This window comes from Paenibacillus sp. J22P51, assembly GCF_059692215.1.
The window spans coordinates 409721-421769 of the sequence record NZ_JCAUAZ010000003.1 but is presented as its reverse complement, the minus strand read 5'-3'; the positions used below and the strand labels follow the sequence as shown (position 1 = coordinate 421769).

General features: G+C 45.8%; 13 protein-coding genes. All 13 read right to left on the bottom strand.

What is annotated here, in order from left to right; genetic code table 11:
* Window positions 1-3 precede the first annotated feature (3 nt).
* The gene (gene lepB, locus AC58QC_RS10155) at window positions 4-615 is read right to left on the bottom strand and encodes a signal peptidase I (protein ID WP_497415034.1); all 612 of its coding nucleotides are present in this window, start codon (window positions 613-615) and stop codon (window positions 4-6) included.
* 101 nt (window positions 616-716) lie between these two features.
* Window positions 717-1058: a 50S ribosomal protein L19 gene (gene rplS / locus AC58QC_RS10150; protein WP_028558249.1), complete on the bottom strand. Its 342-nt coding sequence runs from the start codon at window positions 1056-1058 to the stop codon at window positions 717-719.
* 162 nt (window positions 1059-1220) lie between these two features.
* Window positions 1221-1991, bottom strand: a complete 771-nt coding sequence (trmD, locus tag AC58QC_RS10145; protein WP_497415033.1) for a tRNA (guanosine(37)-N1)-methyltransferase TrmD — start codon at window positions 1989-1991, stop codon at window positions 1221-1223.
* Window positions 1988-2503, bottom strand: coding sequence for a ribosome maturation factor RimM (gene rimM / locus AC58QC_RS10140; RefSeq protein WP_497415032.1), 516 nt, complete (start codon window positions 2501-2503; stop codon window positions 1988-1990). The genes trmD and rimM overlap by 4 nt, the downstream gene beginning before the upstream one ends.
* Before the next feature lie 83 nt (window positions 2504-2586).
* On the bottom strand, window positions 2587-2817 hold the full coding sequence (locus tag AC58QC_RS10135) for a KH domain-containing protein (protein WP_028558246.1): 231 nt from the start codon (window positions 2815-2817) through the stop codon (window positions 2587-2589).
* A gap of 26 nt (window positions 2818-2843) precedes the next feature.
* The gene (rpsP, locus tag AC58QC_RS10130) at window positions 2844-3116 is read right to left on the bottom strand and encodes a 30S ribosomal protein S16 (RefSeq protein WP_028558245.1); all 273 of its coding nucleotides are present in this window, start codon (window positions 3114-3116) and stop codon (window positions 2844-2846) included.
* Window positions 3117-3153: 37 nt separating this feature from the next.
* Window positions 3154-4512, bottom strand: a complete 1359-nt coding sequence (gene ffh / locus AC58QC_RS10125; protein ID WP_497264117.1) for a signal recognition particle protein — start codon at window positions 4510-4512, stop codon at window positions 3154-3156.
* Window positions 4513-4542: 30 nt separating this feature from the next.
* Window positions 4543-4893 (bottom strand): putative DNA-binding protein, encoded by a 351-nt coding sequence (locus AC58QC_RS10120; RefSeq protein ID WP_497415031.1) that lies wholly within the window; start codon window positions 4891-4893, stop codon window positions 4543-4545.
* Between the two features lie 81 nt (window positions 4894-4974).
* The gene (gene ftsY, locus AC58QC_RS10115; RefSeq protein WP_497415030.1) at window positions 4975-5964 is read right to left on the bottom strand and encodes a signal recognition particle-docking protein FtsY; all 990 of its coding nucleotides are present in this window, start codon (window positions 5962-5964) and stop codon (window positions 4975-4977) included.
* 32 nt (window positions 5965-5996) lie between these two features.
* Window positions 5997-9572: a chromosome segregation protein SMC gene (gene smc, locus AC58QC_RS10110; RefSeq protein WP_497415029.1), complete on the bottom strand. Its 3576-nt coding sequence runs from the start codon at window positions 9570-9572 to the stop codon at window positions 5997-5999.
* A gap of 93 nt (window positions 9573-9665) precedes the next feature.
* Window positions 9666-10367, bottom strand: coding sequence for a ribonuclease III (gene rnc, locus AC58QC_RS10105; RefSeq protein ID WP_497415028.1), 702 nt, complete (start codon window positions 10365-10367; stop codon window positions 9666-9668).
* 60 nt (window positions 10368-10427) lie between these two features.
* Window positions 10428-11663, bottom strand: a complete 1236-nt coding sequence (gene fabF, locus AC58QC_RS10100) for a beta-ketoacyl-ACP synthase II (RefSeq protein WP_497415027.1) — start codon at window positions 11661-11663, stop codon at window positions 10428-10430.
* A gap of 91 nt (window positions 11664-11754) precedes the next feature.
* Window positions 11755-11988, bottom strand: coding sequence for an acyl carrier protein (gene acpP, locus AC58QC_RS10095; protein ID WP_028558238.1), 234 nt, complete (start codon window positions 11986-11988; stop codon window positions 11755-11757).
* Between the last annotated feature and the right edge of the window lie 61 nt (window positions 11989-12049).

The following is a 12049-nucleotide window of genomic DNA, read 5'->3' as shown; positions in this document are numbered from 1 at the left end:
ACCTCAAAAATGTATGAAACTAATTTTGTTCAGCGGCCAGAAAATCACTTCTGCGCGGCCTACGATTTTATTGTAAGGCACAAACCCAACACTTTTGGTTCTGCTATCCTTGGAATTCGGTCTGTTATCACCCATAGCGAATATCTCGCCTTCAGGTACTTTCGTTTCAGGGAAATCCAATAACGTATTATACGGATGCCCTTCTTTCACTGCTTGATCAATTGCTTCCTGAATATAAGGTTGGGCCAGTTCTTGACCGTTAATGTACACCTTGTCCCCTGCTACCTTGACGGTCTCTCCAGGGAGTGCGATGACACGCTTGATATAATCTTTGCCTTCAGGTGCATGGAAGACGATGACTTCGCCGCGCTTCGGATCACGAATATCGTACACTATTTTATTGACGATCAATCGCTCACCCGTAAAGAAATTCGGATGCATCGAATCTCCATCAACAATAAATGGGGAGAAGAGGAACCATCGAATAATAATAACAAGTACTCCTGCAATTACTAGCGCTTTAATCCATTCCCACGTTTCACTTTTTGTTTGCACGGTCTTTGCTGGTGTAGCACTGATCGGCTGATTAGGTTGCATTTGATCGTTATGTTCCATCACTGACGGCCTCTCTTCCAGTTTTGGTATGATCTCTATTATGTCCTATTATGTACAGAAAAAATGAAAAGGAGACTTGACTGAACAAGCCCCCCATTTTACTATCGAATTTCTTTAATTCTTGCTGCTTTACCACGAAGACCACGCAGATAATAAAGTTTCGCACGACGAACTTTACCACGGCGAGCCACTTCAATCTTGTCAATCTTCGGAGAATGGAATGGGAAAGTTCTTTCCACACCCACACCGTAAGAAATTTTACGAACTGTAAACGTTTCGCTGATTCCACCGCCGTGGCGTTTAATAACAACACCTTCGAACAGCTGAATACGCTCACGTGTACCCTCGATAACTTTTACGTGTACTTTAAGTGTGTCTCCTGGACGGAAATTAGGAATATCCGTACGGAGTTGCTCTTTCGTAATCTCTTGAATAAGATTCATAGTTGACTCCCTCCTTCCACACAGGTGTTCATTCCGCTAATAGTTAGTACATCTAAGTTGTTATGCGTAGAGGACCACCAGACTCGAACTGTTGAAAAAATCACAACAGAATATATAATATCATAGTCCAAGGATTAATTCAATAGAGAAGATTCCTAGGACTTATATATCTTGCGTTTGCTCTTGCTTCTGCTTTTTCCATTCGGCTACCCAGATCTTCTCTTCTTTAGACAGTGCTCGACCCTCAAGCAAATCTGGCCGACGCTCTAACGTCCGGATGAGTGACTCTTTAAGCCGCCATTTCTTCACATTGGCATGGTGTCCAGATAAAAGCATTTCTGGAACTTCCCAATCTCTGAACTTCGCAGGTCTCGTATAATGAGGATACTCCAGAAGTCCTGTCGAGAAAGAATCGGTCACAGCTGACATCTCATTCCCGAGCACCCCAGGCAATAGCCTCACTACGCTGTCTATAATGACCATAGCGGGTATTTCACCGCCGGTTAGTACATAATCACCGACTGACAGTTCGTCCGTCACTAGGTGCTGTCTAATCCGTTCATCATAGCCCTCATAGTGACCGCAAATAAAGACGAGATGCTCTTCACCGGCTAGTTCCTCCGCTTTCTTCTGCGTGAAGGTCTCACCTTGCGGACATAACAGGATGACCCGCGGCTTTACCGCTTCTCCCTCAGCTGTTAGATGCGGTGGCAAATCCTCGACCGCTCCAAAGATAGGTTCTGGCTTTAATACCATGCCCCCGCCGCCACCGTACGGGTAATCGTCAACCGTATTATGCTTGTTCGTGGAATAATTCCGAAAATTAACCGTGCTCAGCGAAACGATTCCCTTATCACGCGCTTTTCCTAATATACTAGAAGAAAACACGCCCTCAAACATTTCTGGGAACAAGGTTAAGACATCAATTTTCATTCCATTAACCCTTCCATCAGATGAATCCGAATCGTTTTATTAGGAATATCCACATGAAGAATCACATCATCTATAACGGGGAGTAACAGCTGTTTACCTTTTGGCAAAGAAACAACCCAAACGTCATTTGCTCCCGGTGTCAATACTTCAGAAATAAGGCCTAATTCTTGGTCTTCTTCCGTAACGACTTTACATCCGATGATTTCGTGATAATAATACTCTCCCTCTTCGAGAGGCTTTTGATTCTTCGCTTCGATCTTGAGCAGGGAGCCTTTAAATTTCTCAACATCATTAATATTCGAAAATTGATCAAACAGGACGATAAACACGTTTTTATGTAAGCGGGACGTTTTCACTGTCACCGACGTTTGCTTATTTTGAGAGTCTACAATGATCAAAGAATTTCCCACATCAAATCGTTCAGGAAAATCCGTTTCCGGTACTATTTTTAGTTCTCCACGAATTCCATGGCTATTTACAACTTTACCAACCGTCACTAATTTTTCCGTCATATGCGCTTGCCCAACCTCCACATTAAATTACCTACTTGTCTATATGCGAAAAAAGGCTAGGAATTAAATCCTAACCTCATTTCTTATGAAACGATTTCAACGGCTACCCGTTTCGTTTCTTTCACAGCTGCCGACGTGACTACCGTGCGGAGCGACTTCGCAATCTTGCCTTGCTTGCCAATCACTTTTCCGACATCGTCGGGATGAACAGAAAGCCTGTACTCGATCTTGTCCTCTTTCTCCACCACAGCGACACGTACCTCTTCCGGATGATCGACAAGAGCCTTAGCAATTACGGTGATAAGATCCTTCATGAACCCACCCTCCGAAAGATAACAGATTACTTCTGTAATTTCAGCTCGTGAAACTTAGTCATCAAACCTGCTTTTGAGAACAGGCTGCGAACTGTATCGGACGGTTGAGCGCCAGTTTGAAGCCATTTAAGCGCTTTTTCCTCATCAAGAACCACAGCTGCTGGTTCAGCAATTGGATTATAAGTACCGATTTCTTCGATAAAACGACCATCACGCGGGGAACGGGAATCCGAAACCACGACACGGTAGAAAGGAGCTTTATGAGCGCCTACACGTTTAAGACGAATACGTACTGCCATTGAAAAATCACCTCCTACTTAGAATAAACAACCTTATTTAAAAGGGAAATTTAAATCCCTTGCCTAACTTTTTCATGCCTTTGGCGCCTTTCGGCCCCATCATGCCTGAGAACTGCTTCATCATTTTGCGCATATCATCGAACTGCTTGATGAAACGATTGACTTCCTGCACCGAATTTCCGCTGCCCGCTGCAATCCGTTTGCGACGATTCGCATTCAGCAGCTCCGGTTTACGTTTCTCTTCAGTCGTCATGGACTTCACGATCGCTTCCACGCGAGCCATTTGCTTCTCGTCAACCTTCATATCTTTCATACCTTTAATCTTGTTCGCACCAGGCAGCATCTCAAGAATTTGGTCAAGAGGCCCCATCTTCTTCACTTGCTCCATCTGCTCAATGAAATCCTCGAAGGTGAATTCGGCGTTGCGCATTTTGCGCTCCATCTCTTTCGCCTTATCCATATCGATGCCGGCTTGTGCCTTCTCAATTAAGGAGAGCATATCGCCCATGCCGAGAATTCTTGAGGCCATACGGTCAGGGTAAAATGGCTCTAACGCATCCATCTTCTCGCCGCTGGCTACGAACTTGATCGGACAACCTGTCACCGCTTTGACAGAAAGCGCAGCACCACCGCGTGTATCTCCATCTAGTTTGGTTAACACAACGCCTGATAATTCAAGCTGTTGATGGAAGCTTTCCGCAACATTGACAGCATCCTGCCCTGTCATTGCATCGACGACTAGCAAAATCTCATCAGGACTCGTTGCTTCACGGACATTTTTGAGCTCGTCCATGAGGTTTTCATCAATGTGCAAGCGACCTGCTGTATCGATAATCACATAGTCATTGCCGTTATCCTTCGCATGTTGAAGTCCTGCTTTCGCAATCTCGACAGGATTCACTTTATCACCAAGGGAGAAAACAGGCACTTTCAGTTGCTCTCCGAGCACTTCCAACTGCTTGATCGCCGCGGGACGGTAAATGTCACATGCAACTAGAAGCGGTCTGTGATTCTGTTTCAACAACATTTTAGCTAATTTACCTGAGGTCGTCGTTTTACCTGCCCCTTGCAAACCCGCCATCATAATAACCGTCGGCGGTCGATTCGAACGCGCAAGCTTACTTTGTGTGCCGCCCATCAGAGCTGTAAGCTCTTTGTTCACGATATCAATAACAACCATGCCTGGCGTGAAAGATTTCAGAACTTCTTGTCCGATTGCTTGCTCTTTCACCTTCGCAATAAAATCTTTAACGACTTTAAAGTTAACGTCCGCTTCAAGCAGTGCCAATCGTACCTCGCGAAGCGCTTCGCCTACATCTTCTTCCGTCAGCTTACCTTTGCTTCTCAGCTTGCCGAACACATTCTGCAATCGGTTTGCTAATCCTTCAAATGCCATGCGCTTCACCTCCTGCTTCTAACTACGGTTTCAATCAATCCCCACTATTGTATCAAAAAGCTCTGTCACTTTCCTCTTTAGCGCCGGATCACAGTCATTCAATCCAACAACCAAATCTTGACGCAGCTTCATGCGTTGTTCGTGCTTATGTAGCAGCTGTAATTTATTCTCATATTCCTGAAGTGTCAATTCCGCACGCTTAATATGCTCATAGACCGCTTGGCGGCTAATTGTGAAGTTCTCCGCAATCTCCCCGAGGGAGTAATCATCATGGAAATACAATTCAAGGAATGTTCGCTGCTTATCGGTCAACAATGGTTCATAGAAATCAAACAGCAGGTTAATGCGGTTCGTTTTCTCCAACATAGGATCGACAGTCATAATCTACCTCCGTAAAGGTTGCACACTTGACAGCAGCACAACAGAACCTATCATACTGAATTCCAAGATGATTGTCAAGCATTATACCTTGTCAGTCTGATCGCCTATCCATTTGCCAAATAACGCATGCACAAACTGCTCGGAATCGAACGGCTGCAGATCATCCATTTTCTCACCAAGGCCTACAAATTTAACCGGCAGAGAGAGCTCTTGACGGATCGCCACGACGATTCCGCCTTTGGCTGTACCATCCAATTTGGATAATACTAAGCCCGTAAGACCTGTTTTATCACCAAAAAGCTTGGCTTGGCTGAGTGCATTTTGTCCAGTAGTCGCATCCAGAACGAGAATAACCTCATGAGGGGCGTCAGGCACTTCGCGTTGGATAACTCGATAGATCTTGTTAAGCTCCTCCATCAAATTCACTTTATTCTGCAATCGACCTGCTGTATCGCATAACAGTATATCAACACCACGCGTTTTGGCCGCCTGAACGGCATCGTACATGACCGCGGCAGGATCTGCCCCGGATTGTTGTTTAATTACATCGACACCAACGCGCTCTCCCCAAGTCTCGAGCTGTTCAATGGCGCCAGCACGGAACGTATCCCCAGCGGCCATCAACACCTTTTTACCTTGAGATTTGAACATATGAGCCATTTTACCGATTGTCGTCGTCTTACCTACGCCATTAACACCAACGAATAAGATAACCGTTAAGCCATTTGGATTTATGTTCAACCCCGCGTCTGCATCACCTTTCAGCAACTCAATCAATTTCTCAGAAAGGATCGGCTGAAGCTCGGCGGGATCTTCTATTTTGCGTTTCTTGACCTCTGCACGAAGCTCATCTATCAACTTCAGCACTGTATTCACGCCGACGTCCGCGCCAATAAGGATTTCTTCCAGTTCTTCGTAAAAATCTTCATCTATTTTCTTACGACGGCTAAATAAATCATCGACACGGTTCACGAACGCATCACGCGTTTTCGTTAACCCCTCTTTAAATTTATTCGTTACCGCTTCGGCCTTACCTGAGATACTTTCTTTTAATCGCTTAAAAAAACTCATAGTTCCTCCTAAATAAATCCTTTGATTTCACTTTAAGATGCTGTCATTGTCGCTTCCTCATCCTCTAAACGGACAGATACGAGTTTAGAAACGCCGCCTTCTTGCATAGTGACGCCATATAACACATCGGCCTCTTCCATCGTCCCTTTACGGTGTGTAACTACGATAAATTGTGTCATTTCCGAAAACTCTCGCAAATACTCGGCAAATCGAGACACGTTTGCCTCATCTAACGCGGCTTCTACCTCATCTAGTACGCAGAATGGCACTGGTTTCACGCGAATAATGGAGAACAAGAGCGCAATGGCAGTCAGTGCGCGTTCGCCACCGGAAAGCAATTGAAGATTCTGAAGCTTTTTGCCTGGCGGTTGAGCTACAATCTCAATGCCAGTATCCAGCATATTCTCTGGCTCGGACAGAATCAAATCTGCGCGACCGCCGCCGAACAATTTAGCAAAGACGACGCCAAAGTGGGAACGAATCGCATCGAACGTTGTTTTAAAGCGTTTGGACATTTCTTGATCCATTTCACGAATGACCTGATACAAGGTTGTTTTCGCTTCGATCAAATCATCCTTTTGCGAGCTCAAGAACTCAAAGCGTTCTGACACGCGCGCATACTCTTCAATAGCACCTATGTTCACATCACCTAGCGAAGCAATTTCACGTTTGAGCTCACGAACCTTACTTTGCGTACCTTGAATATCTTCAGGGACAGGGTACCGCATTTTCGCCAGCTCATAGCTAAGTTCATATTCTTCAGCAAGCTTTTTGAGCAGGTTCTCAAGCTCAACATCTAGGCGCGTCACGCGCACTTCGGTTTGATGGAGATTTTCTTCAACCTGCTTCAGCTGGATACGTTGCGTACGTGTCTCATTTTCACCGTGTTCTAGCTTCTGCAGCCAGTCTGCACGTTCTGCACGTTTGAACTCAATGCTCTCAGAGCATTGTTGCTTTCTCAGCTTCAAATCGTTCATCAGCTCGATTTGCTGTACCGTTTCCTGTTCGAGTGTTGCCATATCGCCATCCAATTGCGCAAGCAGGTTACGATTGACTTCAATCTCACGTTCAACTTCACTTAGATCCTGCTGTAAGCGCCTTTGTTGATCTTGAAGGGATTGCTTTTCTTGTGATGTAGATGCCACCTTCACTTTCAAATCCGTCAATTGACTTTGCAGCTCTTCTTTCTCTGATTCACTTGCTTTACGAGAGCTCTCGGCATCTCGAATCGCTTGTTGAAGTGAGGCTTCCTCTTCTTGAAGCTGAGCAAGTGCTGCTTCGCTTTCGACTTTTTTGCGAGCAAAATCCGCCCGTTCTTCCATCAAAGAGCCTCTGTCCTGACTATCCAGCGCAAGCTGCTCCTCCACAGTACGGCTTTCCGACTCCAGCGGATTTAATTCCGCACGAATTTGCTGCTCCGTAATACGCTGCTGCTCACCCAGTTGTCGAAGCTGTTCTACTTTCAACATTTCATCGGTGATCTCACGCTTCAATGAACTGGATTGGCTGCGTAAACCACTAAGCTGACCCTCAGAAGTAGCGATTTCTGCATCAAGCTCTTCGATTTGACGTTGGCGACCTAATAAATTCGTCGACTTCTTCTGCAAGCTTCCCCCTGTCATGGAGCCGCCTGGATTGACAACATCGCCTTCCAGCGTCACAACGCGATAGCGATATTGCGCTTTCGCTGCGATATGATTGGCATCTTCTAAACTTTCTGCTATAACAACGTTCCCTAATAAGCTAGAGAAAATATTGTGATAGGTAGATTCAAAGGAAACAAGATCAACCGCAATCCCGACAAAGCCCTTCGAAGCTTTCAATGTCTGACTCTCATGGTCAGAGATCGAACGCCCACGAATAACGTTCATTGGCAGGAACGTGGCCCGTCCCATTTGACGACGCTTCAAGAAAGCAATCGCTTCACGGCCGTCTGCTTCAGTCTCAACGACGATATTTTGCAGGGCGCCGCCTAGTGCTGTTTCAATCGCCACTTCCACATTGGCAGGTACTTTGACAAGTTCAGCAACTGCCCCGCGAATGCCCCGCAAATCCTTACGCGTTTTCGCTTTAAGTACTTCCTTGACACCTTGCTGGAAGCCATCGTAATCATTGGCCATTTCCTTCATGGTGTCGCGGCGGGAAATTAAGCCATCGAGTTTTTGCTCCCATTTGCGCACCATAGCCTGTGCTTCATCCAGCAGTCCTTGCTTACTTTTCAGAGCTTGCGTTAATTGGACATATTCTTGTCTAGCACGCTCAATGTCTCCAACCGTTTCTTCCAATTTAGTTGAAAGCTCTTGCTTACGGCGCGTAATACTTTCACGTTGATCCGCCCATTTCTGACGTTCTTCATCGAGTCTGTCCAAACGGCGTCCAATGCTTTCGATTTGCTGCTCGGCGTACCGAATTTCATTGCGAGACTGCGCCATACGATTGAGCGTTTCCAGCAATTCACCCTTCAACTGATCCTCAGGCGAAGAACTGATCCCTCCGCTTACCCCTTGCAAACGCTGCTCTTCCGCAGTCAGCTTGGCTTGGAATTCGAACAACTGCGCGCCAATTTGAATGATTTTCTCCCGTTGTTCGCTCAAATCAGCTTCTTTATCTAATTTACGCTGCTCTTGCATAGCGATTGTAGTACTTAGCTGTTGATGATTCGTCACATAGTTCTTTTTCCGTTCTTTGAGAACCTCACCGTGACCCTCACATTTCTCAAACTCTTCGCTCAGACCTAGCAAACTTTCTTGCAGCTTTTCTAGTTCTTCTTCTAGTCTGCGCGTTTCCCAACGATGCTTCTCCAAATGCGCATCATGCTGGCTCACAATCGTAGAGAGCTCCGTTTGCTCTTTCGTTAGCTTCTCTAACAGCTGTGTAGCGTCATTCCAAGCGACATAGATCTGATCGATCTGATGAACATACATGGAAATCTCGCTGCTCTTGAGCGTTTCTTTCAGCTCTTTGAACCGAATCGCTTTCTCCGACTGCTCACGAAGCGGTTCAACTTGATCCTCGAGCTCAGAGACTAAATCGTGGATCCGCAGCAAATTTTGCTCGGTATCATTCAATTTCTTCTCCGCTTCGCGCTTACGCGATTTATATTTAACAATCCCCGAAGCTTCTTCAAAGATACCTCGACGATCTTCCGATTTCGTACTCAAAATTTCTTCAATACGACCTTGTCCAATAATGGAATACGCTTCTTTTCCGATCCCCGTGTCCATAAACAACTCCGTGATATCCTTTAAGCGGCAAGGCTGTTTGTTTATCAAATACTCGCTATCGCCATTGCGATGAACTCTTCGTGTCACTGTAACTTCATTAAAGTCCAGCGGTAGCGACTGCGATGAATTATCTAATGTTAACGAGACTTCACCATAATTCACTGCACGACGTGCATCGCTGCCAGCGAATATGACATCTTCCATTTTACCGCCACGCAAAGACTTCGCGCTTTGCTCCCCTAATACCCAACGGATCCCGTCCGAGATATTACTCTTTCCACTCCCGTTAGGACCTACAACCGCGGTAATGCCTCGCACAAATTCGAGTTCCGTCCGGTCCGCGAATGATTTAAACCCGGATAATTCGATCCGTTTCAAAAACATGGTCTCACCTCAAAAATTATTGTAACATATCGCATGTCAAAATAAGAGAAAAATACAAAAAAGGCAGCAGCTGCCGCCTCTTCTGGTTTTTCACTATCGTTGTACCGTTACGTTTAATTTGGATAGCGCACCAGCAGCAGCCTGCTGTTCCGCTTCTTTCTTAGAACGACCTGCACCCGTTCCCAAAAGCTCGCTATCCATATGCACTTCAGCAACGAACTCTCGCTCATGTGCAGGACCCCGTTCATTCACAATCCGGTATTCCAAGGAACCCATATTGTGATGCTGGGTATGCTCTTGTAATTGCGTCTTGTAATCAATCACGAGCAGCTTGCCTTCACTGGAAATTTTGGGGAATACATGCTTCTGAAGAAAAGCTTTAACGGTGTCCAAGCCTTGGTCTAGGTATAAAGCGCCAACAAAGGATTCAAACACATCTGCCAACAAGGCTGGCCGTGATCGTCCTCCTGTTAACTCTTCCCCTTTACCAAGCAAGACAAAGGCACCGAAATCCAAATCTTCGGCAAAAGTCACGAGCGAGGGCTCACAAACAATGGAAGCCCTCAGCTTCGTTAATTCACCTTCAGAACGCCCAGGATAAGATTCATATAAAAATTCCGAAACTGTTAATTCAAGTACGGCATCTCCAAGAAACTCAAGCCGTTCGTTATCTTTATGTCCAGCAATACGGTGTTCATTCACATAGGACGAATGTGTAAAAGCTTGCTTCAGCAGCTCCGTTTTGCGAAACGAGACACCTATCTGCTTCTGTAAGTCCTTAATATCACGGTTCACGCCTTACTTCACCACCCGGAGAGAATGATATTCCGTTATCTTTCGTCGCAGGCATGGGAATTATGCTTCAAACTTTTTCATGATGATCGTTGCATTATGACCGCCGAAGCCGAAGGAGTTCGACATCGCAATTCCTACGTTTGCTTCACGAGCCGTGTTCGGCACGTAATCCAAATCACACTCAGGGTCTTGATTGTCCAAGTTGATTGTTGGTGCAATGAGGCTATTCGCGATTGTTAATCCACAAATTACAGCTTCCACACCGCCAGCAGCGCCAAGTAAATGACCTGTCATTGATTTCGTCGAGCTAACAGCAACCTTGTAGGCATGCTCGCCTAACGCTTTCTTGATAGCAATCGTCTCTGACTTATCTCCTACAGGTGTCGATGTACCGTGAGCGTTGATGTACGAAATCGCCTCAGGTGCAATGCCTGCATCCTTAATCGCTTTCACCATACAACGTGCAGCGCCATCTGGGTCTGGATCTGTCATGTGATACGCATCGCCGCTCATGCCGTAGCCGATAACCTCAGCATAGATGCGTGCACCACGCTTCTGAGCGTGCTCTAGGGACTCCAGAATGAGTACACCAGCGCCTTCACCCATGACAAAGCCATCACGGCCTGTATCAAAAGGACGACTTGCCAAATGCGGCTCTTCATTGCGAGTTGACATCGCGCGTAGTGCGCAGAAACCAGCTACACCAATCGGAGTAATCGTTGCCTCAGCACCACCGCAAATCATTACGTCAGCATCGCCACGTTGAATCATTTTGAAAGAGTCACCGATGGAATGCGTACCTGTTGCACAAGCCGTTACGGCTGTGGAGTTCGGCCCTTTCGCACCCGTGACCATCGATACGTGACCAGAAGCCATATTCGCAATCATCATCGGGATGAAGAAAGGTGATACCCGTTTAGGTCCTTTTTCCAACAAAATGCGATGCTGCTCTTCCCATGTGTTCAAACCACCGATACCTGATCCTACAGAAACGCCCACGCGCTCTGGATCGGCATCTTCCTTCACGTTCAAATTCGCGTCCTTGAGCGCATTGATAGCACCTGCAACCGCGAATTGAACGAAACGGTCCATACGGCGAGACTCTTTGCGATCCACATAATCCTCAATGTTGAAATCTTTGATCTCAGCCGCAATCCGTGTTGGGTATTCGCTTACATCAAAATTCTCGATCATTCCCACGCCGGATTTACCAGTAGTCAGGTTACCCCAGAATGTTTCTAAATCTTGACCAAGGGCAGTAACTACGCCCATACCTGTAATTACAACTCTGTTCATTTGTACCACCTTCTATGTAGTGTTTCATATTTTTTATTGGTGAGAATGGAGAGAAGTCCCGTCTTTATTAGAAACGGGACTCTGTAGACTATTACGTATGAGATTTTATGTAATTCGTAACTTCTCCTACTGTCGTAATCTTCTCAGCATCTTCATCTGAAATTTCTAAATCGAACTCATCTTCTAATTCCATTACTAATTCAACTACATCGAGAGAATCAGCACCTAGATCTTCTTTGAAAGATGCTTCGAGGGTGACTTCAGCTTCATCAACCCCTAGACGATCGACTACAATTCGTTTAACACGATCCAATACGTCGGACATCCGGTTCACCTCCTCATTTGGTATTATACGAGAATCTTTGACAGATTGCCAGTAGTCAATT